Source organism: Pseudomonas sp. PDM32 (assembly GCF_019219225.1).
In the GTDB taxonomy this organism is placed as follows: domain Bacteria; phylum Pseudomonadota; class Gammaproteobacteria; order Pseudomonadales; family Pseudomonadaceae; genus Aquipseudomonas; species Aquipseudomonas laurylsulfatiphila.
The window spans coordinates 135,109-161,329 of record NZ_JAHUWE010000005.1 but is presented as its reverse complement, the minus strand read 5'-3'; the positions used below and the strand labels follow the sequence as shown (position 1 = coordinate 161,329).

25 protein-coding genes and 1 pseudogene are annotated in these 26,221 nt (G+C 56.4%); 15 read left to right on the top strand and 11 right to left on the bottom strand.

All coding sequences use genetic code 11. The features are described 5' to 3' along the window. From KW846_RS11370 to KW846_RS11360, 3 genes are all read left to right on the top strand, one after another. A complete protein-coding gene (locus KW846_RS11370; RefSeq protein WP_218482308.1) occupies nt 1-1,257 on the top strand; it encodes an integrase domain-containing protein in 1,257 nt (418 codons plus the stop codon). Between the two features lie 359 nt (nt 1,258-1,616). Continuing rightward, complete coding sequence (locus KW846_RS30020) at nt 1,617-2,162, top strand: cache domain-containing protein (protein WP_256356690.1); 546 nt, start codon at nt 1,617-1,619, stop codon at nt 2,160-2,162. Between the two features lie 168 nt (nt 2,163-2,330). After that, entirely contained in the window at nt 2,331-2,714 is a 384-nt protein-coding gene (locus KW846_RS11360; protein ID WP_218482307.1) for a hypothetical protein, read from the top strand. Between the two features lie 36 nt (nt 2,715-2,750). On the opposite strand, the gene KW846_RS11355 is transcribed toward KW846_RS11360, so the two are convergent. Beyond that, nucleotides 2,751-3,527 (bottom strand): DNA-binding transcriptional regulator, encoded by a 777-nt coding sequence (locus KW846_RS11355; protein WP_218482306.1) that lies wholly within the window; start codon nt 3,525-3,527, stop codon nt 2,751-2,753. Nucleotides 3,528-3,660: 133 nt separating this feature from the next. On the opposite strand from KW846_RS11355, the gene KW846_RS11350 reads away from it, so the two are divergent. From KW846_RS11350 to KW846_RS11320, 7 genes are all read left to right on the top strand, one after another. Continuing rightward, a complete protein-coding gene (locus KW846_RS11350; protein ID WP_218482305.1) occupies nt 3,661-5,319 on the top strand; it encodes a bifunctional 3-(3-hydroxy-phenyl)propionate/3-hydroxycinnamic acid hydroxylase in 1,659 nt (552 codons plus the stop codon). 1 nt (nt 5,320) lies between these two features. Beyond that, on the top strand, nt 5,321-6,274 hold the full coding sequence (locus KW846_RS11345; protein ID WP_218482304.1) for a 3-carboxyethylcatechol 2,3-dioxygenase: 954 nt from the start codon (nt 5,321-5,323) through the stop codon (nt 6,272-6,274). Between the two features lie 15 nt (nt 6,275-6,289). Further along, nucleotides 6,290-7,153: an alpha/beta fold hydrolase gene (locus KW846_RS11340; protein ID WP_177132507.1), complete on the top strand. Its 864-nt coding sequence runs from the start codon at nt 6,290-6,292 to the stop codon at nt 7,151-7,153. A gap of 14 nt (nt 7,154-7,167) precedes the next feature. After that, the gene (gene mhpD, locus KW846_RS11335) at nt 7,168-7,998 is read left to right on the top strand and encodes a 2-keto-4-pentenoate hydratase (protein WP_218482506.1); all 831 of its coding nucleotides are present in this window, start codon (nt 7,168-7,170) and stop codon (nt 7,996-7,998) included. Further along, nucleotides 7,995-8,930: an acetaldehyde dehydrogenase (acetylating) gene (locus tag KW846_RS11330; RefSeq protein ID WP_177132505.1), complete on the top strand. Its 936-nt coding sequence runs from the start codon at nt 7,995-7,997 to the stop codon at nt 8,928-8,930. Before mhpD ends, KW846_RS11330 begins: the two co-directional genes overlap by 4 nt. A gap of 10 nt (nt 8,931-8,940) precedes the next feature. Then, nucleotides 8,941-9,960 (top strand): 4-hydroxy-2-oxovalerate aldolase, encoded by a 1,020-nt coding sequence (gene dmpG, locus KW846_RS11325; RefSeq protein ID WP_218482303.1) that lies wholly within the window; start codon nt 8,941-8,943, stop codon nt 9,958-9,960. Nucleotides 9,961-10,129: 169 nt separating this feature from the next. Then, nucleotides 10,130-11,380, top strand: a complete 1,251-nt coding sequence (locus tag KW846_RS11320) for an OprD family porin (RefSeq protein ID WP_177132501.1) — start codon at nt 10,130-10,132, stop codon at nt 11,378-11,380. Nucleotides 11,381-11,938: 558 nt separating this feature from the next. Here the strand turns inward: KW846_RS11320 and mhpT are convergent. The 7 genes from mhpT to KW846_RS11285 form a co-directional block, all read right to left on the bottom strand. Continuing rightward, nucleotides 11,939-13,150, bottom strand: a complete 1,212-nt coding sequence (mhpT, locus tag KW846_RS11315) for a 3-(3-hydroxy-phenyl)propionate transporter MhpT (protein WP_371321742.1) — start codon at nt 13,148-13,150, stop codon at nt 11,939-11,941. 81 nt (nt 13,151-13,231) lie between these two features. Further along, nucleotides 13,232-13,654, bottom strand: coding sequence for a PaaI family thioesterase (locus KW846_RS11310; protein WP_177132496.1), 423 nt, complete (start codon nt 13,652-13,654; stop codon nt 13,232-13,234). Next, nucleotides 13,651-14,118 (bottom strand): MaoC family dehydratase, encoded by a 468-nt coding sequence (locus KW846_RS11305; RefSeq protein WP_177132495.1) that lies wholly within the window; start codon nt 14,116-14,118, stop codon nt 13,651-13,653. Before KW846_RS11305 ends, KW846_RS11310 begins: the two co-directional genes overlap by 4 nt. Further along, entirely contained in the window at nt 14,115-15,854 is a 1,740-nt protein-coding gene (locus KW846_RS11300; protein ID WP_218482302.1) for an AMP-binding protein, read from the bottom strand. Before KW846_RS11300 ends, KW846_RS11305 begins: the two co-directional genes overlap by 4 nt. A gap of 80 nt (nt 15,855-15,934) precedes the next feature. Continuing rightward, the gene (locus KW846_RS11295; protein WP_177132492.1) at nt 15,935-17,050 is read right to left on the bottom strand and encodes an iron-containing alcohol dehydrogenase; all 1,116 of its coding nucleotides are present in this window, start codon (nt 17,048-17,050) and stop codon (nt 15,935-15,937) included. A 57-nt stretch (nt 17,051-17,107) separates the two neighbouring features. After that, nucleotides 17,108-18,544, bottom strand: a complete 1,437-nt coding sequence (locus KW846_RS11290; RefSeq protein ID WP_218482301.1) for an aldehyde dehydrogenase family protein — start codon at nt 18,542-18,544, stop codon at nt 17,108-17,110. 81 nt (nt 18,545-18,625) lie between these two features. After that, on the bottom strand, nt 18,626-19,549 hold the full coding sequence (locus KW846_RS11285; protein WP_218482300.1) for an amidohydrolase family protein: 924 nt from the start codon (nt 19,547-19,549) through the stop codon (nt 18,626-18,628). A 158-nt stretch (nt 19,550-19,707) separates the two neighbouring features. Here KW846_RS11285 and KW846_RS11280 point away from each other — a divergent pair, with 158 nt between their 5' ends. Further along, the gene (locus tag KW846_RS11280; RefSeq protein ID WP_218482299.1) at nt 19,708-20,640 is read left to right on the top strand and encodes a LysR family transcriptional regulator; all 933 of its coding nucleotides are present in this window, start codon (nt 19,708-19,710) and stop codon (nt 20,638-20,640) included. A gap of 348 nt (nt 20,641-20,988) precedes the next feature. Here KW846_RS11280 and KW846_RS11275 read toward each other — a convergent pair. The 3 genes and pseudogenes from KW846_RS11275 to KW846_RS11265 form a co-directional block, all read right to left on the bottom strand. Next, nucleotides 20,989-21,337, bottom strand: a pseudogene (locus tag KW846_RS11275) (transposase); the annotation flags it as partial. A gap of 106 nt (nt 21,338-21,443) precedes the next feature. Next, nucleotides 21,444-21,734 (bottom strand): hypothetical protein, encoded by a 291-nt coding sequence (locus KW846_RS11270; protein ID WP_218482298.1) that lies wholly within the window; start codon nt 21,732-21,734, stop codon nt 21,444-21,446. Between the two features lie 83 nt (nt 21,735-21,817). After that, nucleotides 21,818-22,165 (bottom strand): DUF1413 domain-containing protein, encoded by a 348-nt coding sequence (locus KW846_RS11265; RefSeq protein ID WP_218482297.1) that lies wholly within the window; start codon nt 22,163-22,165, stop codon nt 21,818-21,820. A gap of 466 nt (nt 22,166-22,631) precedes the next feature. On the opposite strand from KW846_RS11265, the gene KW846_RS11260 reads away from it, so the two are divergent. From KW846_RS11260 to KW846_RS11245, 4 genes are read left to right on the top strand one after another with little or no spacing between them, the layout of a single operon-like run. Continuing rightward, nucleotides 22,632-23,045: a hypothetical protein gene (locus KW846_RS11260; protein ID WP_256356689.1), complete on the top strand. Its 414-nt coding sequence runs from the start codon at nt 22,632-22,634 to the stop codon at nt 23,043-23,045. Next, the gene (locus tag KW846_RS11255) at nt 23,045-24,418 is read left to right on the top strand and encodes a 7-cyano-7-deazaguanine synthase (RefSeq protein WP_218482296.1); all 1,374 of its coding nucleotides are present in this window, start codon (nt 23,045-23,047) and stop codon (nt 24,416-24,418) included. The genes KW846_RS11260 and KW846_RS11255 overlap by 1 nt, the downstream gene beginning before the upstream one ends. Further along, nucleotides 24,415-25,584 carry an XRE family transcriptional regulator gene (locus tag KW846_RS11250; protein WP_218482295.1) on the top strand — a complete coding sequence of 390 codons (1,170 nt, stop codon included), beginning with the start codon at nt 24,415-24,417 and terminating at the stop codon, nt 25,582-25,584. The genes KW846_RS11255 and KW846_RS11250 overlap by 4 nt, the downstream gene beginning before the upstream one ends. Continuing rightward, on the top strand, nt 25,559-26,197 hold the full coding sequence (locus KW846_RS11245) for a hypothetical protein (RefSeq protein WP_218482294.1): 639 nt from the start codon (nt 25,559-25,561) through the stop codon (nt 26,195-26,197). The genes KW846_RS11250 and KW846_RS11245 overlap by 26 nt, the downstream gene beginning before the upstream one ends. The last annotated feature ends 24 nt before the right edge of the window (nt 26,198-26,221 follow it).

The following is a 26,221-nucleotide window of genomic DNA, read 5'->3' as shown; positions in this document are numbered from 1 at the left end:
ATGTGCGCCCAAGCCACCCGCCTCTCTGACCGCCAGCTCAAAGCGGTAAAGCCGAAAGACAAAGACTATGTCCTCAGCGATGGAGACGGCTTACAGCTGCGCGTGAGGGTCAATGGCTCTACGCTCTGGAACTTCAACTACCGGCAGCCGATCACCAAAAACCGCATCAACATGGGACTCGGCACCTACCCAGAACTCTCACTCGCGCAAGCCAGGAAGAAGACGGTCGAAGCCAGAGAGCTTCTAGCCCAAGGCATCGACCCTAAAGAACAACGTAGCGAGTTGGAGCAGACAAAAAGGCAGGCAACCGAGCATACGTTCGAGAACGTGGCGTCTGCCTGGTTTGAACTGAAAAAGGATTCTGTGACCACGGCTTATGCCGAGGACATCTGGCGCTCGCTCACGCTGCATGTTTTTCCATCGCTGGGAGCAACACCTATCTCGCAGATCAATGCCCCAAGGGTCATCGAGCTGCTGCGCCCTTTGGAAACGAAGGGCAGTCTGGAGACAGTGAAGCGACTGACACAACGACTCAACGAGATCATGACCTACGGCGTGAACTCGGGAATGATCTTCGCCAATCCGCTCAGCGGCATCCGGGCTGTTTTCAAGAAACCGAAAAAGCAGAATATGGCAGCCCTTCGTCCTGAAGAGCTGCCAGAACTGATGATCGCCATCGCCAATGCAAGTATTAAAAGAACAACGCGCTGCTTGATCGAATGGCAGCTCCATACCATGACCCGCCCCGCTGAGGCCGCCACGACCTCTTGGGCTGACATCGATCTAGACAAGAAAACCTGGACGATCCCAGCGGAGCGTATGAAAAAGCGCCGCGCTCACGTCATACCGCTGACCGAACACGCACTTGCGCTGTTGGAGACGATCAAACCCTACAGTGGCCACAGAGAATACGTGTTCCCGGCCGACAGGGACCCTCGAGATCACTGCAACAGCCAGACGGCAAACATGGCCTTGAAACGTATGGGCTTTGAAGGTCGATTGGTGAGTCATGGCATGCGCTCAATGGCGAGCACCATCCTGAACGAGCAGGGGTGGGACCCAGAGCTGATCGAGGTCGCACTCGCCCACGTGGACAAAGATGAGGTGCGCAGCGCCTACAATCGTGCGGATTACATTGAGAGAAGACGCCCGATGATGATCTGGTGGAGCGAACACATCCAACATGCCGCTACTGGCAACTTGTCGGTTTCGGCCATTCAAGGAACCAGAGGCCTCAAAGTAGTATCGATGCGTTAAACGGTAAATGTAGCACCTTACGAAATTGCACTCTACATGATCACCACTCGTTTGCATTGCACTTGACCAGGCGCTTGCATTCGACCTGATCAACCAGTGCATCGGATTTGACCAGCACGCTTAGTAACCATGAACGGCAGAGTGCTGTTCATTTCTGCCGGTAGAAACAGGCAGTGATAGGCCAGTAGTCAGCTCAAAGAAAGCTTGACCGAAATGGGAGAAGGTACTACAGGTAATATTCAGAGCTGGCTGTCAGGGCGAATCCTACTTGTCGAAAGCATGGCAGAAAGTTTAGCAACTTTGCCAGCCGCAGATGCGCAGAACCTCGCACTCAAGCAAAAAACCTGTTTGCCACATTCATGAACGTCTATGTGGGTCAGGGTGACGGCACTTTTATCATGCAGCCCCCCAATGAAATGCCTGCCGGCTACGATCCACGCACTCGCCCTTGGTACAACGAAGCAGTCAGCGCTGGCAAGATGACGCTTACTGAACCCTACCGTGATTCCGTCACTAAAGGGCTGTTCATCACCATTGCAACACCGGTCAGGAGCCTCACCGGACAGCGTGGAGTTGCGGGCGGCGATCTGAGCTTGGCAACGCTCGTGAAAATGATCAGTTCGATACATTTTCAGGGCGACGGATGTGCGTTTTTGGTCGATGAGAGTGAGCATATCTTGGTGCACCCGGACACATCACTGGTGATGAAAACACTGGCCGAAGTCTATCCAACTGACACGCCCAAGCTGTCGCAAAAAATCAGCGAAAACACGCTTGGTGGCCATGCGCAAGTTCTGACCTTTGCGCGGGTAAATGGCCTGCCTTCAGGGAACTGGTATGTGGGTGTAGCCCGAGATAAAGGAAGGCGTACTCAATGCTCAGTGAGCTCCGGAACTCTGCGATAGCGGCGACCATAATCGGCGTTGCTCTGATCATCATTCTGCTCGAGGTGCTGCTGAGCGTCCTGATGCGCCCTCGTAACCTGATGGGCAAAGGCGCCAACGCTTTACCACCACTTCGGCGACAAGGTCGGGCTAGAGTTGGCACTCGTGCGGCGTGCAATGGCTGATTTTATGAAACACAAACGCTCACCGGCCGACACCGCCGACCTGGTGGAGCAACTGCGCTTCGGTTGGGATGTCGCCATGGAGTTCGCGCTGAAGCGCCCCTTGCTTTATGCGCTGTTCGCGCAACATGTGGTCGTCAACCCAGACTTGGCTGCCGAGGGATACGCGCTAATGAAGGCCAGAGTGCAGCGCTTAGTCGATACGGGGCGCTTTAATCAGCCGGTCGATGTGGCGGCGCGCGCAGTGTGGGCCGCGTCACAGGGCCCGCTCTCGCTGGCCGCCCAGCACGTCGCGCAAGGATGTCGAAATGACCAGCAGACTTCTCTTCGATGCCGTGGTCAACGAGCTCTCGCGGGCTCCAGACTAGAGGCGGCGTGTGAGCGATGGTGAAAAGTTACCGACCTACCCCGTTCGCGCTTGCTGGTGTCACGTCATCCCTGCCTGAATCAGCTGCACAACATGGCGCATAGCTGGCAGGTACCGGCGAGCGGCTTCCTCAATTGGCATCGCCTTGGCGATGTACACAAGGTTCAGGCAGCCCATCACCCTCTCCTCATGAACGACCGGAATTGCAATGGCAGCAATTTTGCGCTCTTCAGACCAATGAGATCGGTTTTCCCCATAGCCTTTAGCAAGCGTGTGCTTCACAAGGCGATCTACGAAACGCCGGTCTGCAGCTAGCACTGACTGTTCATCGTCACGGCTAATCATCAACTCAATCAGCTCTTCGCGTTCGGCGGGCGGACAAAATGCAAAGTACGCCCGTCCGGTCGCCGTGCTGAGCAAGGGCAAACGTCGGCCCACCATCGACCGGTGAAAGGACAGACGACTAAAACGGTGCGTGGTCTCCCGTATGACCATGGCATCGACATCCAACGTGCATAGATCTGTCGGCCAGACAACTTCTTGCAGCAACCCCCCGAGCAACGGCGCAGCGAGAGAAGAAATCCACTGGTCGTCGCGATATCCCTCGCTCAGTTCACGCACTTTCAGACTTAAACAATAACTGTCGTCTGACTCACTGCGGCGCACATACCCTTCGGCTTGGAGCGTCTCCAGCAACCGACGCACCGTGGTGCGATGCAGCCCGATCTGCTCGGCCAGCTGGGCGATGCTGGCCCCTCCGTCGAAGCGGTTTAACGCGTTAATTAACGCCAGGCCGCGCGTTAGCCCGCGCACCGACTTGTATTGCGTTTCGCTCATCGTCCTTTCCTTGCCTTGAAAATCAGCCTTGTGCACCTAGTGCACACTAACAACTGTTCCCGTTGTTCACCACCCAGGTGATTTCCATACTCCGCCGCACAAGAAATTCAAAAAGTGCAGTACGGAGATACACATGAGTTCCACGTCATCTGCTTACCCGCCTGAGCACACCACTGACGTTGCCATCATCGGCGCCGGTCCCGTCGGCCTGATGATCGCCAACTATCTTGGCCAATGTGGTGTGAATGTCACGGTGGTGGAAAAGCTCGACACCCTAATCGACTACCCCCGCGCCATTGGCCTGGACGACGAAAGCCTGCGCACTTTCCAGGCGGTGGGTCTGGCGCAGGCAGTACTGCCGCATACAACGCCGTCACACGCCATGCGTTTCATGACGCCTAGGGGTCGCTGTTTTGCCGATATCCAGCCCAAGACCGACGAGTTTGGCTGGTCGCGGCGCAACGCGTTCATCCAACCGTTGGCCGACCGCGTGTTGTTTGAAGGGCTGCAGCGTTACAACAACGTCAAGGTGCTCTTTGGTCTTGAACTTCAGGATTTTGAGCAAAACGAAGCCGCCGTGACCCTGCGCCTGAAAGACCAGAGTGGCCATGAAGATATCTTGCGAGCCCGTTACGTGGTGGCGTGCGATGGCGGCAACAGTTTAGTTCGCCGCACGCTCGATATCAGCTTTGAAGGAAAGACTGCACCCAATCAGTGGATCGTTTTGGACCTCGCTAACGATCCGCTCGGTACGCCACATTTATATATGTGCTGCGACCCTATGCGGCCCTATGTTTCTGCAGCGCTGCCTCATGGCGTTCGGCGCTTCGAATTTATGGTCATGCCTGGCGAGACCGAAGCAGAACTGACTAAGCCCGAAAGCCTGCGCAAATTGCTGGGCAAAGTGCTGCCCAACCCCGACGACATAGAGCTGATCCGCAGCCGGGTATACACCCACAACGCACGGCTGGCTGGGCAGTTTCGGCAAGGCCGGCTACTGCTGGCCGGTGACGCCGCGCACATCATGCCAGTGTGGCAAGGACAGGGTTACAACAGCGGCATGCGCGACGCGTCCAACCTGGCATGGAAGCTGTCGCTGGTGGTCAAGGAGCTGGCGGCCGACCACCTGCTGGATACCTACCAACTAGAACGTCGCGACCACGCGAAAGCGATGATCGATCTTTCTGTGCTTGCCGGGCACGTGTTGGCCCCACCGAGACACTGGCAGGGCACGTTGCGCGACGGGGTTTCGTGGTTACTCAACTACCTCCCCCCTATCAAGCGCTACTTCCTGGAAATGCGCTTTAAGCCCATGCCGCAATACACGCAGGGGGCATTGGTCGTATCAACGGATAAGGCTTCGCCAGTGGGCAAGATGTTCATACAGCCTAAGGTGCTCACAGAAGAAGGTGAAACCGCCTTGCTTGATGACGTCATCGGCAACGGGTTCGCCATCATCGCGTGGGGCTGCGACCCGACATGGGGGCTGAATGCCGCGCAACTCCAACAGTGGCAAGCCCTGGGCGCGCGGTTCATCCAGGTCATACCCGACGTCCAGCTCAAGGCAGCCCGCAGCGGTGGCGACGATGTCATTCGCGTTGGCGATACCACCGGGCGCCTGAAAGAGTGGTTCGCACGCGGCTCATCCTCCATTGCAGTACTGCGCCCTGATCGCTTCGTTGCCGGTTTGGCTATCCCGCAAACGCTTGGTCAAACCTGTGACAAGCTGGCGTTGGCGCTACACGCATTACCACAACGCACTGCAGCGCCTGCTGCCAGCAAGGTGGCCTGATATGAGTGTGTATCTGCAGTGCCTGTCGCACACGCCACTGGTGGGTTACGTCGATCCGGCACCCGAGGTGCTCGCGGAAGTCGAGGACATGATCAGCGAGGCCCGCGCCCGAATTGCGCGTTTCGATCCAGAACTGATCGTGTTGTTGGGGCCCGACCATTACAACGGCTTTTTCTACGACGTTATGCCGGCGTTTTGTATAGGCGTAGCCGCCCATTCAATTGGTGATTTTGGTACGCCTGCCGGACCGCTGGACGTCCCCAAAGCTTTAGCCGAGAACTGCGCTGGTGCGTTGCTCGATGCCGGTATCGACATCGCAGTGTCTTACCGCATGCAGGTTGACCACGCGTTCGCCCAACCCCTGGAGTCGCTGCTGGGCGGGTTGCAAGGCTGCCCGGTCATTCCAGTTTTCATTAACTCAGTTGCAGTCCCCCTGCCCGGCTTTAAGCGTGCCCGCTTGCTTGGCGAAGCCCTCGGACAGTGGGCACGCACTCTGAATAAACGGGTGCTGTTTCTTGCCTCCGGCGGTTTGTCTCACCAACCGCCAGTGCCCGAGTTGGCCCATGTGGACGCGACCATGGCCGACCGCTTGATGGGCAGTGGCCGAAATCTGTCGGCTGATGAGCGTGATGCACGCCAGAAACGCGTCATTCAGGCCGCCCACCATTTCATTGAAGACCAGAACTGTCTGCACCCCCTCAATCCGACGTGGGATCAGCAGTTTCTCGACACCCTGGAGCAAGGGTGCCTGAGCAATCTCGATGCCCTGGGCAACGATGAGCTGTCGGCCCTGGCCGGCAAGTCCACTCACGAGGTCAAGACGTGGGTCTGCGCCTTCGCCGCGCTATCATCCTTCGGTCCCTACGAGTGCGAGGGGCGCTACTACCGCCCTATTCCTGAATGGATTGCCGGTTTCGCCGGTCTTGGCGCCCACCCCGTGAACAGTCACTTCTGAATACAAGGAACCCCTATGACTTCCGCCGCATTTACTGAGTCCTCCACCAGCCACCTGGTACGTATCCGTGAGGGCAAGCTGGACTTGCAACTGCATTACAACGACATAGGCCAAGGCACTGAAACCGTAGTGATGCTCCATGGCTCCGGGCCTGGCGCAAGCGGGTGGGCCAACTTCAACCGCAACATTGAGCCGCTGGTGAATGCCGGTTACCGCGTCATTCTGATGGACTGCCCAGGCTGGAGCAAAAGCGATCCAATCGTCAGCGAAGGCTCGCGCTCGCATCTCAACGCACAAGCGCTCAAGGGTTTACTTGATGCGCTAGACCTCGACCAGGTGCACATCGTAGGCAACTCGATGGGCGCCCACACCACGGTGGCATTCGCGCTCGACTACCCCGAACGCATTGGCAAATTGGTGCTGATGGGCGGCGGTACAGGCGGCAACAGTGCCTTTGTGGCGCAGCCCACCGAGGGCATCAAGTTGATCGGCGCGCTGTATCGCGACCCCACGATTGAGAACCTGAAGAAGATGATGACCGTCTTCGTCTTTGACGCCAGCAGCATGACTGAAGAGTTGTTCCAGACGCGCTTGGACAACATTCTTGCCCGTAAGGAACACCTGGAAAACTTCGTCAAAAGCAGCACGCTGAACCCCAAACAATTCCCCGATGTCAGCCACCGCCTGCACGAGATCAAAGCCAAAACCCTGATCGTCTGGGGCCGTGAAGATCGGTTCGTGCCCATGGACACCGGCCTGCGCCTGCTGGCCGGCCTACCGGATGCCCAATTGCATGTGTTCAACCGTTGCGGCCACTGGGCTCAGTGGGAACACGCCGATACGTACAACCGCCTGGTGTTGGACTTCCTGACCCACTGATGATCGAGGCCGACATGCAGCCTGCTCAAGAAAAACTCGATCAACTCGCTGCTGACCTGCGTAACGCGAACGCTCACCGCCAAGCGATTGCGCCGCTGCGCGAACAGATCGGCGAAGACAATGCCGATGCGGCTTACGCCATTCAGCGCCTCAACGTGGCTCACGTTGTCGCCAATGGCGGCCGTGTTGTGGGTCGCAAGATTGGCCTGACCAACCCAAAAGTACAGCAGCAACTGGGGGTGGATCAGCCGGACTTCGGCACCTTATTCGCGACCATGTGCTACGGCGATAACGAGACCGTGCCTGCCAGCCGCGTCCTGCAGCCAAAAATAGAAGCCGAGATCGCCTTGGTTCTGGAGCGTGATCTGCCCTTTGCAGACACCACGTTTGCTGATGTAGCAGTTGCCGTTGGTTGGGTTATGCCAGCACTCGAAATAGTCGGCAGCCGCATCCAAGACTGGAACATTCGCTTCGTCGACACCGTGGCAGACAACGCATCGAGCGGCGCGTTTGTACTGGGCGGCCCGGCCCGGCGCCTAGACGGGCTAGACCTGCGTCAAGCCAGCATGCGCATGACCTGCAACGGTGAGCTGGTGTCCAGCGGCAGTGGAGCCGAATGCCTCGGCCACCCATTGAATGCAGCTGCGTGGCTGGCGCGGACCCTCGCTCGTCTGGGCGATCCGCTGCGCGCCGGGGACATCATCTTAACCGGCGCATTGGGGCCCATGGTGGCGGTGGCTGGGGGTGACCGATTCGAGGCTGAGATCGACGGCGTAGGCCGAGTCAGCGTGAATTTTAGTGCCGAGAGATCCGTGGCCAGCGCACAAGTGAGGCAACAACCATGAAAAAACTAAAAGTCGCCGTAGTGGGTTCCGGGAATATCGGTACCGACCTGATGATCAAGATTTTGCGCAACGCAAAGCACTTGGAAATGGCAGTGATGGTCGGCATCGACCCGGCATCCGACGGTCTGGCCCGAGCGCAACGTATGGGAGTGCAAGTCACCCATGAAGGGGTTGAGGGGCTGTCCAAAATGGACGTTTTCCAACACATCGATTTTGTCTTTGATGCCACCTCGGCTGGCGCGCACGTGAAGAATGATGCGTTTCTGCGCGCAGTAAAACCTGGCATTCGTTTGATCGACCTGACACCTGCGGCCATTGGTCCCTACTGCGTGCCGGTGGTGAATCTGGAGCAGAACCTCGAGCAACTCAACGTCAACATGGTCACGTGTGGCGGGCAGGCAACCATTCCAATGGTTGCAGCCGTGTCGCGTATCACCAAGGTGCATTACGCCGAGATCGTCGCCTCCATCGCCAGCAAATCGGCAGGGCCTGGCACTCGCGCCAACATCGACGAGTTCACCGAAACCACCTCCAAAGCGATCGAAGTGATCGGTGGGGCCACCAAGGGTAAAGCCATCATCGTGATGAACCCGGCTGAACCGCCCTTGATGATGCGAGACACAGTATTTGTGCTGTCCGCCCTCGCCGACCAGGCGCACGTCCAAGCATCTATTGAAGAAATGGCCGCTGCCGTAATCGCATACGTGCCTGGGTATCGGCTTAAACAGAACGTGCAGTTCGAACTCATCCCAGCCAGCGCGCCTTTGCGAATTCCCGGCCTGGGGACGTTTAGCGGCTTGAAAACCTCAATCTTCCTCGAGGTCGAAGGCGCTGCCCACTATCTACCGGCCTATGCCGGCAACCTCGACATCATGACATCCGCAGCCTTGGCCACAGCCGAGCGCATGGCGCTGTCGATGCTCAGTGCCTGAGGAGACGGCTATGACATTCAAAACTGCCAACAAGCTTTACATCAGTGACGTCACTCTGCGCGACGGCAGCCACGCAATACGTCACCAGTACTCCATTCAGAATGTTCAGGACATCGCCCGCGCGTTGGATAAAGCCGGCGTCGACTCAATCGAAGTCGCACACGGCGACGGGCTCCAAGGCTCCAGCTTCAACTATGGCTTCGCCGCGCACACCGATCTGGAATGGATTGAAGCGGCGTTCGATGTCATCAGTCGAGCCAAAATCGCTACGCTGCTCCTGCCGGGAATCGGTACGGTGCCTGACCTGAAGGCCGCCTACGGTGCGGGTGCGCGTGTAGTACGGATCGCCACGCATTGCACTGAAGCAGACGTATCGAAACAACATATCGAATATGCCCGCGAGCTGGGGATGGACACCGTCGGTTTTCTGATGATGAGTCACATGATCCCCGCCGAGCAGTTGGCCGCGCAGGCCAAGCTGATGGAAAGCTACGGGGCGACCTGTGTGTACATGGCCGACTCCGGCGGCGCGATGAGCATGCAGGACGTACGCGACCGGTTCCGTGCATTCAAGGCGGTGCTAGATCCGAGCACCGAAACAGGTATGCATGCCCATCACAACCTGTCGCTAGGCGTGGCCAATTCCATCACCGCCGTTGAAGAAGGCTGCGACCGCATCGATGCCAGCCTTGCAGGCATGGGCGCGGGAGCGGGCAATGCTCCACTTGAAGTGTTTATTGCCGCCGCTGAGCGCCTGGGCTGGAACCACGGCACTGACCTGTACACCTTGTTGGATGCCGCCGATGACATCGTCCGTCCGCTGCAGGACAGGCCCGTGCGTGTAGACCGCGAAACGCTGGCACTCGGTTACGCCGGCGTTTACTCAAGCTTCCTGCGCCACGCCGAAATCGCCGCCGCCCGGTACGGCCTGAAAACACTCGACATCCTGGTCGAGCTGGGCAAACGACGGATGGTCGGCGGCCAAGAAGACATGATCGTCGATGTGGCGCTGGACCTGCTCAAACGCTAGCGACCGACGAGACGTTTTGACCCAGCAGCGGTGGACATCCCTGCTGCGAACCGCCCCTTCATTTTCAACAGGTAATCACTTCACGGCCCTCGCCAGGGGGCCTTGCTACACCCGTGCGTCTGCGCACGGCATTCCAATAATAAAAACAAAACACCGGAGTACAACAGCTATGAAACGCATTGATCGCCGTCTCGTCGGCGTGCTCGCCGTCGGCGTATGTCTACCTGCGACGGCCGACCTGCTGAGCGACAGCTCAGCCACCTTGCTTTCGCGCAACTATTATTTCGACCGGGACTATGCCAATGGGACGGGCCCGTCTGAGGCCAGGGAGTGGGCGCAAGGTTTTATCCTGCGCATGAACTCGGGTTACACCCAAGGCCCCGTCGGCTTTGGCCTTGATGTATTGGCAATGGGCGGTATCAAACTGGACTCCAGCGCAGGCCGAAGCGGAACAGGTCTATTGCCTTTTGATGCGGTGACCCGGGAGCCGGCCGACGAGTACAGCAAATTGGGAGTAGCCGCCAAAGTCCGATATTCCTCAACCGACCTGCAGGTGGGTACATTCCAACCGTTACTCCCCGTGATATTGGCCATTACTACCACACGGCTCTTTCCTCCGACCTTCCGAGGCGGTTACCTGCGCTCACAGGAAATCCCCGGCCTCACCCTGCACGCGGGCAACGTCGACCGTATTATTTTGCGCAACTCAACCGACGAAGAACGCATGGGCGTCAGTAGCCTCAACGGGCGATTCAACCCCAGCGGACTGTCCGATTCGTTTAGTTTTGCCGGCGCTGACTACGCCTTTAATGACCATCTCACCGGCACCTACTACTACGCCGAGCTAGACAACTTGTATCGTCAGCAATACGTGGCATTGCTGCACACAATGCCGCTGGGCGAAGGCAAGCTTAAAAGCGATATACGCTTCTTCGACAGCACAGGGGATGGCGCCTCCAAAGCAGGCACTGTAGACAACCGCACGCTGAGCACCATGTTTACCTACAAATGGCGCGCGCACTCGATTGGCCTGGGATATATGCAGTTGAATGGGTCCTCGGCAATGCCCTACATCGCGGGGACAGACGTCAACGTCAACTCCGAAGGCGCTCAGGCAGCGGACTTCGTCAATCCAAAAGAACGCAGCACGCAACTTCGCTACGACGTCGACTTTACAAGCTATGGTGTCCCCGGCCTCGGGGCAACATTGCGGTATCTACGGGGTAGAGATATCGAATTGGCGAACAACCCGGCTGCTTCCAAAGAGAACGAACGTGACGTCGAGCTGAACTACCTGGTCCAGTCCGGCACGTTTAAAGGGCTGAATGTTCGCCTTCGCCAGGCCACCTATAACAACGACTTCTCCCGTGACTTCACTGAAACCCGGTTCTACCTCGATTACCCTCTAAAACTTTGGTAAGCGCCGCAGGATAGAGGCGCAGACTGCAACCTGCGCCTCAGCCAAGACTACGCAAAAGCCCGCGCCTCAATGGCTGCGGGCTTTTTTGCGACAATTTTTTCCTACCTACAGCGAAAGAGATCGCGTAGTCGCACTCCGGTTCACTCGGCTGTCTGCCGCTCAGCCTATTGCTAAACGTTCGCAAGGCCGCGCAAACATGAACAGTCGCATGCGTGCCCAGGCCTTAGAGACCGTGGTAGCAAGGGGGCCAGCCAGCATTATCTGGAGTGCGCAAGCGTAGTGCCGAATGTGCTCTGCGCTGGTCGTCCAGTCGTGCTACCGACGAACTCATTCATCTGCTGAACGTTTGTTTCGCCAAGGTGAAAACCCATCTGAACAACGGTTAACTACTTGTGGGAAGTAAGCGACGGTATACGTTGGAAGGGAAGGATCATAAGACCCAAGCGCTGAGGATTTCCATCGGGAAAAAATGAACCCGCCACGAGAAGCTCGTGGCGGGTTATTGGGAGTGGTCACCGCGGTGACAGGATAAATGTGGAAGCGATAACCGAAGCGCGGTTACGAGAAGATATTGCGGCTGGCCCTCAGAAGGCCGGCAGCCGCAAAAACGATCAGCACAACACTGAATGCCACGAGCATTACCCCGCTCTGCCCCTGCCCTAAGAGGATGCCCGCCAGCAATGGCCCGATCACAGAGCCAAGCCGCCCCACCGCCCCCGCCGCGCCAATTCCTGTACCGCGCACGGCCACTGGATAAGCCGTGCCGGCGAGCGCGTACAACACCGACTGCGCGCCGGTCAGAAACAAACCGGCAAGCAGGCCACCCGCAGCCATCGCCACACCATTTGTGGCAGCAGCCAGCGCCAGAAGCGCGATCACTACGCCGATGTATGTGGCGATAACCACCACCCGTTTGTTTGAGCGATCGAACAGAGCGGCAATGGAAATGGCACCTATACCCGCACCGATGTTAAACATGATTTGAACGCTGCTGGCCTGCAGCGGCGTCAGCCCGCGAGAGAGCACCAGAGTAGGCAACCAGTTGATCAGGAAATAGAGAACAATGAGCGTGCACAGGTAGCTAAGCCATAGGGCGAGCGTTGTGCTAGCGCGACCGCCTTTCCATAGCGCATCGACGACAGCCCCCGACGCTTGGACGCCACCTTTCTCACTGGCGCTGATGTACTGATTGGACTCTTTCAGGAACAGTGCCAACAAGGGCAGCGTGAGCAAGGGGCCGATTCCGCCCAGGTAAAAGATGTGCCGCCACGCATCTTCAGCATTGCTGACAATACCGATAACCGAAGCGAACACAGCACCGAACGGCAGGCCGCAGTACATCGCACCCACCACAGTACCGCGCCTTTCCGGCGGTGTGGTTTCCGAACACAAGGCAATGAGGGTAGGCATCGCGCCCCCCAGACCTAGACCTGTCAAAAAACGTGCAACCAGAAGGCTATCCAGGTCCCAGACCTGAGTGGTCAAGATGGAAAAGATACCGAACCAGGCCACCGCAAGCATCAACATATTCTTGCGGCCAATGCGGTCAGCAAGCCATCCACCAATCGCGGAACCCGGCAATAGCCCTAACGCGTTAATACCAAAAACCCAGCCAAGCTCGCCTGGGGCCAGGTGAAACTCGCGCGCCATACGAGGCGCCGCGACGCCGATCGATTGAAGATCCAGCCCCTCCAGCAACGCCACTAAGAAACACAATCCAATCGTAAATTTGCCCGCTGTACGGGGCTGAATGCTCGCTAAGGTAGTCACCTTAATCTCCTTATTTTTTCGCTAGGTGCGGTGCTCATGGGCAGCGCGTTGTTGTAATTGGGCTCGACTCGAAGCGCTGGTTTAAGCAGCGCGTTCGGCAGATGGGGGATTACGGAATACAGCGGTGGCGGTCATTAAGGTGATGCCGTCTGAAACCAGGCTTGCGCTAACCCAACTCATGGTCCTGGTGCTGCCATCGACATTGGCCCGTCCGATGACGGTCGCGCCCGCATGCGCCGGCCCAATCATGTTGCTGTTCAACTGAATGGTGACGGGGTGCCGGCCGTTATCGCACTTCAGAAATGCCTCGACCGTCATGCCCAGCGTAATGTCCATAAGGGTTAGCAAAACGCCGCCATGCGCCGTTCCATTGGGGTTGAGATGATGGGGCTGTATTCGCAGTCTGGTTTCAACAACACCTTCGCAGATCGCCCGCTCGATCCCGCCCACGTGGCCCAGAAAGCTGTTCTCCTGGCCTACACTTTCAAACTTCTGCGCACTCATTTTTCATCTCCATCGAACACAACGCAGAGCCAATCACACACCGCTGCCGGGCGCGTGCCACCTTCAATTTCAATGACGCAGCCAAGCTGCAAACGCATACCGCCAGCCTGCTGACCGATATCAACCAGTGTCAGTCGTAAACGTACGCGGGTATTGGCGGCGACGGTCGCGGGAAACCGGACTCGGTCCAGCCCGTAGTTAAGCCAGCGCTCTGCCCTCTTCACCCGGAAACACTGTGTAGAAAGCCCAGTCACCAGCGACAACACCAAAAAGCCATGCGCAATCACCCCGCCAAAAGGCGTTTCGCGTCGAGCGCGCTCCTCATCCATGTGAACCCAATGGGTATCACCGGTAGTCCGCCCGAAGCTGGCGATCAACTCCCGATCCACGAGCACCCAATCGCTGACACCTAGCTCCATGCCTACGTATTCGGCGAGGTCCTTACCTTGATCAAACTCGATCATGCTTGCCCCCTGACGTTGAATAACGCCTCAATTTCAAATGGTCGGTTTTTACGCAACGCGTTTCGATCCACCTCCCCTTTGGGTGTCAGTTCAGATGCCGAGGGCGCTGGGGAAAGGGTGGCGAAACGCTCGATGCGCTTGGTGGGACTGGAGTGTTCGGCATTGTGCTGAGCGAACAGGTCGTCCAGCGCAATGGGGCGAGCCGCCCAGCACAGCGCGGCGATGTACGCTTGATCGGCACCCAGGATCACCACATCGTGCAAGGCGCCATCGGCGCGCCTAAGCAGCTCATGCCGAAGGCCGCTGGCATTCACCCAGCTCCCGTTTTCAAGCTTGAAGTCTTCAGCTAGCCGACCCTCGAAACGCAGACCGAGCTCTGGGCGTTCGGGGTCAACCAAACGACCTGCATCGCCCGTCCGATAAAAACCTTCTTCATCGACTGCTGCGCTGGCGCTAGCGCCCCAATAACCGCGCATGACGCTTGGCCCGCGCACACTCAGCTCAAACTTATCCCCACTGGGGCTTAGGCGAATCTCGGCGCCCGGCAAGGGCGTTCCAATCCAGCCGGGCTCAGCATTTGGCGCATGTACAAGCGTGGCGCCGGGGCCTGTTTCGGTCGCACCCCATCCGGTCAGAATGGGCACCGGTAAACCGCGCACGGCTGCTGAGTTGCGGCACAAGCGCGTGAAAATGTCCGGCGCCATTGCCGCACCGGCAGAGAACATTGCATCGAGATTGCCGAAGAACGCCTGGCGAAACTCGTCATCAGCCTCCATCACCGGTAACAAGGCTGCCCAACCCGACGGCACAGCGCCGTGAAAGGTGGGCTGTAACCTGCGAAGGTTCTGCACATGGAGGTCGAAACGCTCCGGCTTGCCCCTGGACTCATCAATATGCAGAGTGCCGCCCTGCGACAGGACAAGGTGGACATTGTTATTGCCGCCAAACGCGTGATTCCAAGGCAGCCAGTCCACTAAAACGGGCTTGCGGCGGAGCACAAATGGCCAGACGTCCAGGGTTGCCAGAAGATTGTCCGTCATCATGGCGTGGCTATAGGGAACCGGCTTGGGCTGGCCAGTGGAGCCTGAGGTGAGCAACAATTTTGCTGGCGCAGACGGGTCAAGCCAGGCGATGTCTGGATCGTCGACACCATCGGCAGCTTCGAACAGCTGCGCCAAACCGGCATCGCCCTCGATTACCAGCCGTGCCGCCCTCGCCGCCAAAGGGGCATCGGCAAAGCTGTCGCAGTAAACGGCTGCTGGCTTAAGCTTCTCTAGCACACTGGCAAGCTTCTCCTTGTCCCCACCCAGCGCGGCATACTGGGCTGCAATGGGCACATAGATAATTCCAGCACGCAACGCACCCAGTGCGATGCGCATATGGCGGATACCGTTAGGTGCAAATACAGCAAGCCGATCTCCGGGCTTCAGCCCTATTGCAAGCAGCCCCGCGCCAAGTCGCCCTGAGTCATGCCACGCTTTGGCGTACGACAGGCCCTGACGCTGTCCGCTCGACATCACCTCGGAAATAAATACAGCGGCTGGCGTGTCATGCGCCCACTGCTCCAGCCAGTCGACGACCGTGCGTACGCGCGCACTCAAAATGCGGCGTGAAGTGAGGTAGAGGCTACCGTCTGGCGAGGCGCGTAAGTCGACGTCGGGCGTGGCGAACATCGCCGAGCGCCAGTCTTCGCTGTTGTCGTGTTTGTTCGGGCCGTGTTTGATTTGATCAGGCATTTTTATTATGAGCTCCTCTGAACGACTGCTCGCCTTACGGCGGCAGCCATTCAGGCCTGTACGATTCAAAAGCAGTGTGTTCAGTAGACCTTGTGCAAAAGGTCCAGGAAGTAAGGTGCTTCGGCGGGTAACGGTGCAGTCCGGTTAAAGACACTTTTAGTGGCTGCCTCGGCGACTTCGGGCAACGCGTCGAAGGGCACGCCCAATGAACTCAACGTACGAGGCAAACCGATCTCCGATACGAGCGCCGAAACGATGTCCTCGCAGCGTCCTCCCAGGACACGATCAAGGCGCTCGAACTTTTCCGGGACAACCGTCCGAGCCCACTTGAGGGTTTCAGGGAGAAGCAAGCCGATCAACGTGCCGTGGTGCAAATTGAACGTGTCCAGAGGAATGGAAAGCGCATGAGCCCAGCCCAACCCTTTCCACATGCACATGCCCCCCTCCATAGCGCCCATCAACACCTGCGAACGAGCTTCGCGATCTGAAGGGTTGGCCACAGCTGTGCCCAGGTTGCGGCACAGCCTTTCTATAGCGTCCAGTGCAATGGCATCGACTGGCGGGTTCACCGCCGGTGAGAGATACCCTTCGATTGCATGACCCAGCGCATCAATACCGGTCGCGGCAGTCAGCCGCGCGGGAAGCGTAAGGGTGAGATCCGGGTCATAGAGCGCGACCTTTGGCACCAGGTTTACGCTCATAAAGATCGCTTTTTCGCCACCAGAGCCTATTGCGATCCCCGCGCCGCGTCCCACCTCGCTACCGGTGCCGGCAGTGGTGGGGATGCAAAGCAGCGGCGCGACAAAAGGACCAATCTGTGCCCCTCGCGCGCTCCCCACTGCATAGTCAGCCAACTTGCCCTCGTGGGTCGCCATCAACGCGACGCCCTTGGCCAGGTCGATAACCGCACCGCCGCCCAGGGCAATCAGGCCATCGCAATTCTCGTCTTGGTAAACACGCAATGCCGAAAGCACCGCGTCCTCAGAGGGATGGCTCGGGCAATCACTAAACGTTGGGGTTTGCTCACCCAGCGGTAGGCTTTCAAACACTTTTACCTGCAGACCGGCTTTGCATACGCCGTCGTCCAGCATGAGTAATGGCCGAGAGATACTCAGCAATTGAAGCTCGCTAGCCAGCTCGGCCAACGCGCCAAAGCCAAATCGGATCCTGCCAACATGTTGAATATAAGCGACCACGTTAATCACCTGATAAGTAGAGGCTGCAACAGCCAGATACGGACTCGACTACAACTTTCAGCGCCGATGCTCGGCAAGATCGCGCAGGTCGGCGACCCCGCCCCGGTTGGTCACCAAAGCTTTGCGAAGGACAAAACGCAGCAGTGCGTTGGGGCCCATGCGAGACCCGCCAATTCCAGAAGATTTGAAAGACATTTTTTCCGCGTCGCGAAGGATGTAAATCGTGATGGCCGCATCCTGCAGGGCCACAGCGCCAGCGTCGATTTGCTGGCCGATACGCATGGCCTCCTCTTCGCTACCGGCAAAGACTGCTGCAGACAGGCCATAGACTGAGTCGTTGGCCAGCGCGACCGCTTCATCTTCCGTGCGGTACTTCATAACGGGAGTAACCGGCCCGAATGTCTCCTCGGTCATCAACTTCATGTCGTGCGTTACGTCAGAGATAACCGTCGCTCGCATGTAGTGACCGCCGCCCAGGTTTTCGCTTTTGCCACCGGTCACGATTTTCGCGCCCTGCGATACAGCATCATCGATATGGGAATCGACGATCGCTGCTTGGCTGGCGAGAATAAACGGGCCCAAATCCCCATGCGCAGGGTCTGGGTACGCAAGCTCCAGCGCTTGCGACTTGCCCGCCAACAAAGCAACGAAATCGTCGTAAACGGACTCATGGACATACACCCGCTCAACCGAAAAACAGATCTGACCCATGGCGAATACCGACCCGCGAAGAACCGAAGTAGCCGCACGCTCTAGATCCGCATGCTCGGTGACGATTGCGGGGTCTTTGCCACCCAACTCGAGAAACGCCGGTATGAGCCGTCGTGCACATGCTTCCGCCACCAAACGACCAGTCTTGATGCTGCCGGTGAAGCACACGGCATCGACCCGCTGAATCAGTGCCTGTCCTGTGGCGCTGTCACCAGCCACGTACCTCAGAACTGCGGCCAGCTCAGGCAACTGACGCACCGTGTCCATGACCGGCTCGATAAACCTGGGCGCGATTTCGCTGGGTTTGATAACGGCTGCGCAGCCGGCAAGCAACGCCGGGATAGCGTCGATCATTGACAGAAGAAAGGGGTGGTTCCACGGCGTAATAAACCCAACCAAGCCGTAGGGCACCAGTTGGGTTTCGAACACGACATTAGCGTTGATCACTGACGCGCCAGAACGCTGCGCGGACTCGAAGATCTGCGGCGCTTTTGCACACCAGTCACGGATTGAACCCGCCACCATGTGCGGGACTTCGTGAGATAACCGCTGCCGCCCAGTATCCAGCGCTTCGGCAGCGCCGATGAGGTTTGCATTGGCCTCGATTGCACCGGCCCATTGAAGAAGCACCTTCACTCGCGCTTCCAGTCCGGCTTTCGACCATGTCTTTTGCCCGCTGCGCAGCTCCTCGCAAACCGTGTCGAAATCCGGCTCTGACAAGCGAGCAATGCGATAGTCAACGCTGCCTGTGCGCGGGTTCTTCACGTCAATTTCTAATGTCACGCTACTTCTCCTAATTTTTGTTCTTGGCGACCGCTACAGCCCGAGAGCTGGCTACCGCATGAGGCGAATTCTGACGGGACTTTAGCCGGCTCTTTTCTTGAACAACTGCGCGGCGTTTTCACGGTAAATACGGCGACGCGTCGCATCGTCCATGGCGTAGTTTTCAAGGAGTCTCAAGAAGTTCATGGACCTGGCCTTCGGCGCATACGGCCAGTCACTGCCGAAGAAAATTCGTTCCGGCTTTGCAAACTCCAATAAGGCCGCAAGGGCAAAGGGGCTGCTGGCCAGCGCGGTGTCGAAATAGAACCTTCTGAGCCGCTCGATTCCCACGTCATCCGGGCCGCCATCCGATACCGCCCGAGCGATTCGCTGGGCAGCGAACGGGAGAAAGCCTCCGCCGTGAGACAGCACGAACGAAATGTTTGGATATCGCTCTAGCCAGCCAGCCTTAGCGATATTGATTGCCGCACGGGTTGTATCCAGGAGGAAGTCGGCCACATAGGGCGGAATGCCTTCTACCGGCTTGCATGGCAGTTCACTGGGATGGATGAACACCACACTGCTCCGACGATTCAACTCTTCCATCAACGGCTCGAATGCGGCCTCGCCCAGGTAGCGGCCGCCTACGTTAGCCAGCAGGATGACGCCGTCGGCGCCCAGGTTATCGAACGCATAGGCCGCTTCAGCAATCGCACCTTCAACATCCGGCAGAGTCAACGTCGCGAAAAACCCGAATTTCCCAGGGTAGGTTTTGGTGACACTGGCAGCGTACTCATTCAATTCCCGAGCTTGCGCGCGAGCCTCTTGATCATTCCCCAGGTGAACACCCGGCGTGGACACCGAAAGAATCGAACAAGAGGTTCCCTGTGACTCCATAAGATCCAAACTGCCCTCGGCTGACCACACTGGAATAGGCAAACCACCCGCTGTTATCCCGCGCGAGCCCAACCACTTTGCGTAATCAGGCGGGACTATGTGGTGATGGGTGTCGATCTTGAGTTCCATGAACTGAACCTTCAAATAATGTGAGCGGTGACAGCGGAGCTTGTTGTTGTTTGAGCCCCAGACTCGGCCTTGCCCAAAGACCGCCCCACTGCATTGACCGAAATCTACAGAGCGTGTGAGTATTGATCCAGCGCGTATAACGGATAAGCGAAATCGACATGGTAGATATCAGGAAATTCGACCTCAACCTTCTTCCCATACTGGAAGCCTTGCTGATCCACCAAAACGTTTCGCGTGCGGCGGATGAGCTGGAAATGAGCCAATCAGCGGTCAGTGCCGCGCTAGGCCGCCTTCGGGTGCTGCTGGGGGATGATCTTCTAGTGCGCACGGGCCGAGGCATGCGCCCCACAGCACGAGCACTGGAGCTCAAAGCGACGGTGTCGCTCGTGCTTGATCAGGTTCGTGATGAGTTGATGAGCAGCGAAAGCTTCAACCCTGCAGAGTCCACGCGGAGCATTATCCTGGGTCTTTCGGAGGTGGGATGTTTCGTACTGGGCGCACGCATCACCAAACGTGTGCGTACGGAGGCGCCCAACATTCAACTCAAACTCACGACATTGTCGACAGAGGTCGTTGAAGATGCGCTTGAGCGAGGAGGAGCTGATCTAGCGCTGGGTCCCTTTGAATGCCACAGATCGACAGTGTTTCAACGACGGCTTTATGAACGCCACTACGTATGCCTGGCAGCCAAGGGAAGTACTTACTGCCATGAAAAAATGACGCTGGCGCAATTCGCACAAGCGCCACAGCTGGTCGTCAAATCGCCGTCACGCGTTCATGAAGTCATCAGTCAAGAGCTAGCCGAGCACGGACATACGTCTGCCAACACCATGGAAATTCCCAGCTTTCTCCACGCGCCCATGATGCTTGAAACGGGGGAGTTCATATCCGTAGTACCCGGCCAACTCGCGGACGTTTTTACAGCGCATTGGGACCTACAGATTATCGACGCTCCAATGGTCCTTCCCTTGCGGACGATTCGATTATTTTGGCACCGCCGGTCCAACACGGATCATGCTATTCGCTGGTTGCGGAACATGATTGTTGACGAGCTGACTTCAGAAATATTTTCATTGCCGGGCAATATCTAACGCAAATAGCTTCGAGCGATAGTTGGGGTTTGTGGTCGGCAGTTTTTGCCGTCATCGGACAACTGCATCAGACCGAAGACTGGCTGGCGGGACTTGCTTCTCCGCCTGAACTGGACAGTGGTTCGTCTGTTCAAGACGTCACTACGTCCGAAACCGAAAATCCCAATGCGATCACAACAGGCAGCAATCGGCCCAGATTGTGTAAAAACTCTAGATCCCGTTTTGATTTTCAAGACTGTGTGGCTGTCCGGCTCCGTAGCCTGATCAAGGCACGATGTCCCTTCCTGATGAGCTAAACCGCCCCAGCAACGCGCCAGATCATCGGGAGACGTAAAAACACGCCGGTTTTTAGGCCGTTAGCGCCTTCATCAAGTTATGGGTACCGATGATTTTCATGACCCGTTTCAAGTTGTAGGCAAATACATTCAAGCTCATCTCCGCACTTACTCCGTTCAGCTTTAGGGTCAGGAAATGCGTGGCGCCCCATCCATTGTTTGAGTGTCCCGAAGGGATGCTCAACCGTACGTTTGCGGACTCGCATCATGTCCGGCGCGTTGCTCAGCCTGTTCTGCATTTCCTCCAGGACGACTTCAAGCTCCCAGCGGCGAACCCGCCGTTCCGTGCTCGATGTGCACTGCCGTTTCAGTGTGCAACCCCGGCATTTTGAACTCCAGTAACGGTGCAAAGTCAGGCCTTTTTAAAGCCGCTACTGGAAGCTTGTCAGTTTCAGCCATCCAGGAGGGGTCTCAAATAGGTATAAACCCTCTGCGAGGCTTGGCTCTAACAAGCTAAACCTACGCGCGTTAATGCACAATGCGGATATGCGAGTTGCCGACCCGTTCCGCATAACCCTCAAGCAAAATTGGCCCCACATAAGAAGCGATCGACACCGGGGTGATATTCGCCTGAAGCCAAGCACCAATACTGTCAGCATCGGCGTTTGTCCGAGATGCACCAATAGGCACCACACGGTTAAGGAATGTCTTTCTCAGTGCCGCATACTGCCCGGCACTGACATACATCTTTCTATTTTTGCCATAGGTGATAGTAGTACCGGTCAGTACTGTGCCCTGGTAGTCGAAATTGCTACGCATTCCCCAAGTCTTCATAGAGCCCCCATATCTAGCGTTCCAAGCACTTTAATTGTGCTACTCGAAGTTGCCTGCAGGTTGAGTCTTCAGCCTTCAAGGACCATTTTTTTGTACACCGCATGACGGGAAGCCGTGGTGCGGATGAACTCCAATCCGAAATCCGCCGCATCACGTTTTACCTGCTTACCAAAAGTCACCCGGCTGGAGCGATCAAGGGTTTGCCAGACCTCTTGGCCGATGATTTGAGGTATCTCGAACTCCATGTCCTCGGGCAATTTCAGGACGTTTTCTTTTAAGACGACGGCGGCACGATCTGCAGGAGTATCCGTACTTTTCACGTGCGCTTGCAACAAAGCTAGAATCGTTGCCGATACGTCGGGCTGCTTTTGTGCCCAGGCAGCGAGCTCGGGGGTAAGCATGAGTGAGATAACCATAGAAGCTCCCTTGTGCGCGCATTTAAAAATGCAATGATCAATCTCAAATACAATTGCATTTAAAAATGCAATATGCAACTCGAATATGCAATTTATTCGGGTGACGTAATTTCCTATTCGCCCGCTCACGCAGCTGGCGAGTGAAAATCAGGGAGCTGCTCCTGCATCGTTGACAACCGATTTAGCTATGCAAGACCGGGACACCCGATCACTTATCTCCGCTTTTTCTGATTACGATTTTGACATTGTCAGATATTTAGTAATAATATCTGACAATGTCAAAACCGGTATTCACTGGGGGCTAGACGAAATGAGCGATGGGCCACATAGAAGCTTGAAGCTGCGAAAGCCATGGAAAGAACTGGCAAAGCGTGCGGACCAAGATACCTACGATGCCTCCCAGATAGCTGAGGCTACGGCGTACGCAGTGGCCAGTGACTTCAGAATGGAGGTCTCGTGGCATCTGATGGAAGCCCTGAAAGCAGTCTTTACCGGTTGTGATAACTCCCTGGAAATGCCGGAACTTGCGCTGGATCAACTTGAAAATGCGAAAGCTCTAGCAGCAGCCTCCGTTTTTGGAACGAATCTTGTGGAATGGAGCATCACCCTCATCCATGAAGGCAAATTTGGAATTGAAGCATTCCATGAAGCGGTAGGCCTTGCCGCTAAAGACCGCTGCCACGCAAACATCCGGTCGATCGAAGAACACTACCTTCGCGACTCGAATGAGCACAGAGCAGAGCACGTGAGTAAGAGACTCCAGAATGCCATTTCTACTCTATCGAGCACCCAACTCGGTCTGGATCTTGTGGGCCCAGAGCCCAATCGAATCCTCCCCTTTAGGAAGATGGAAGGTCTTGATGACGGGGTATCGTTGTGATGAACACCTTGCCGACTAAGGAAATAGCTGTAGATATACTTGAACCTGGCGCCCGCAAAAGAAACGGTGTGGTCCCGTGTTACATCGAGAAGAACATCGAGTTCAATCTTGAGGCTCTCGCATCCTTCTCATCCCATGACAAATGGGAGCCCGTAACGTATGACGCACTTCTCATAGCCGCTGCGGTCGAGTTCTGTGATCGCCTCCTTGTCCGCAGCACCATGAGCTGGGGCAGGCGGTTCATCGTGCATGTTCCAGTACACGACGTTGAACGGTGGTCGAGTACCAAGGTAGATCGAGCGCTCGTCAACGCGCTGAACCTCCTGACCGGCGACGACTGGAATTTCAACTTTCGATATCGAAAGCAACCCGCACAGAGACCGCCACAAGGCCAAATATCTTTTCCTTCCGATGCAGAGGCGGTCATTGCTTTCAGTGATGGAATGGACTCCCGTGCGGTCTCTGAACTTGAGAGCAAGCGCCTAGGCAAACGCTTGATTCGTCTTCGAATAGGGAGCAAACAACATGATATTTCAAAGAGGGAGCGGCAAAGGATTCCGTTCACGGCCATCCCATATTCAGTCAAACTTGATGACGCAAGAAGCGCCGAGAGAAGTGCGCGCAGCCGCGGGTTCAAGTTCAGCATCATATCCGCAATTGCGGCGTATCTAATTGATGCTCCAATGGCCATCATCCCCGAAAGCGGACAAGGTGCCCTTGCACCTGTGCTCCTTCCTGTTGCACATGGGTATGAGGACTATCGAAATCACCCCGTGTTCACCAAGCTTATGGAACGCTTTATCGAGGCCCTTCTTGGTTATCGATTCCAGTACACCTTTCCCAGGCTTTGGATGACGAAAGGCGAGACCCTGCGTGAGTTTGTGGAAACCTGCGGCCCTCACGCGAATTGGATAACGACCAGGTCGTGCTGGCAGCAATCCCGACAGGTAGCCGTTTCAGGCGCAAGAAGGCAGTGCGGTATATGCGCCGCGTGTATGCTTCGCCGCCTTAGCGTCCACGCTGCAGGATTAGAGGAGCCACCAACGAATTATGTATGGGAATCCCTAGACAGCCCAACCTGGGAAACAGGCGCAGCAAAAGAATTCACCAGTTGTACTAAAGCCTTGCGACAATACGCTATCGCAGGGGTGCTTCATTTCGAACACCTTTCTTCGATTCGGGAATCTTCGCAGTACGAACTGATCAAACGCCGCAGAACGACCGAACTGGCTCGAGCTCTGGCCGAGTCGCCACATGCCGTGGCGCAGAACCTTGACAGGCTCTTGCAGCAACATGCCAAGGAATGGTCAGCGTTCACGAGCGATATGAGATCAGAGTCGTTCGTGAGGAAGTGGATAGATGGCGCATCATGACCAAACCAAACTTTGAACTGAACCCAGCTGAACTGGGTGAACGACTGAAGGTCGCGCGCGAAACCGCGGCCATGACCCAAGACGCAGCGGCCAAAGCAGTTGGCTTTGCTCGAACCACTCTTGTGGCCATTGAAAAAGGACAGCGCTCTGCAAAGCTTGACGAGATCCAGATGCTTAGCCGCTGTTATGGAGTATCTGCTAACTCTTTGCTGCGCCGAGAAGCGGTCCATGTGGACCTTGTTCCTCGCTTCCGCTCACTCCCAGACACTGGTGATGCAGGCATCGACCAAGCTGCTCGGATGCTGAATGATCTCGTCAGGGCAGAAGTAGAACTTGAGAACATTTTAGGTGTTCGGAAAACCTCAAATTATCCGACCGAAAAAAGCATCTTGCCTGGCGATGTACGCAAACAAGCAGAGCACGATGCACATAGCCTCCGAAGCTGGCTAGGGCTCGGCGAGAGCCCGATTCAAGATCTGTTTTCACTCATAGAGATGCAACTTGGAATTCGTGTCTATAGCCGGAGACTTGAATCGAAAGTGTCTGGGCTGTTTGCCTATGACGACGCCGTTGGCGCCTGTATGCTAATAAATGCAGTACATCGGAAGGATCGTCAAACTCAGACTGGCGCCCACGAGCTCGGGCACTTTATAGCGACGCGGCGTCAGCCCGAGATCTATCAAGCCGAAAAGTATGAAAACTCGCGTGAAGAGCGTTACGCGAACGCTTTCGGAAGCGCGTTTCTAACGCCAGCCCGTACTGTCATGGAAAAGTTCAAAGAAGTGACCATTGGATCAACTCACCTCACTCGTCGGCACATCATCCTGCTCGCTAGTTTCTTTGGTGTTTCACGCCAGGCGATGGTGTTGAGGCTTGAAGAATTGGACCTGACGAAAAAGGGTACTTGGGATTGGTTCATGGATAATGGCGGTATAACCGACGACCAAGCCCAGCAGGTACTAGGCCCGATAGCTCACGATTCCACGCCTACGGAAGGCGCGCAATCAACGAGGCTTTTTTTATTAGCTATCGATGCGTGGAAGAAAGATTTAATCAGCGAAGGGCAAATGTCGGATTTGCTTAAGCTCGATAGGGCAAAAGTACGCGAGTTGCTTGATGAGGCAGAAGAGGATGAGGTTGATGACCTTTTCAAGCTGTCTCACTGATCGAGATAGCATTCTCGTTCTAGACGCCAGTGTCATCATAAACTTGCTGGCGACTGGCTATGCAGGCGCAATCCTGCAAGCAGTTCCGGCTCCTATTGTCGTCACCGACAATGTAATACGGGAGATTGAGCAAGGAGCAGTAAACGGCCGGCCTGAGCCGAAACAGCTTTCGGAGCTAATCCATAATCAAACTTTAAAGAGAGAAGAGCTTTCTGGCATTGCACTAGAGCACTTCTTTGACTTGGTATCCGGATCCACAGCGGCTTCGCTCGGAGACGGAGAAGCCGCGACACTCGCGCTTGCACATAGCAACGGGTTCACAGCGGTCATTGATGAAAAAAAAGCAACTCAGATTTCCTCCCAACGCTTTGGAACACTGAGACTAATTACAACAGTCGATATTCTTGCTTACGAGCCCGTGCGTATTTCAATCGGAGATAAAGCCTTAGCCGATGCAACGCTTCAAGCGCTGAAACACGCCAGAATGCAAGTCCGAGACAGCCAATTCGACTGGATTGAAAAGGTGATCGGATGCGAAAACGTAGGTTTATGCCCAAGCCTTAGGAGGCTTGCAAAGCTTAAGCTGGCAGCGCGCCGCAATGTTAGCCAGTAATGCTGGACCAACTTATACAGCTAA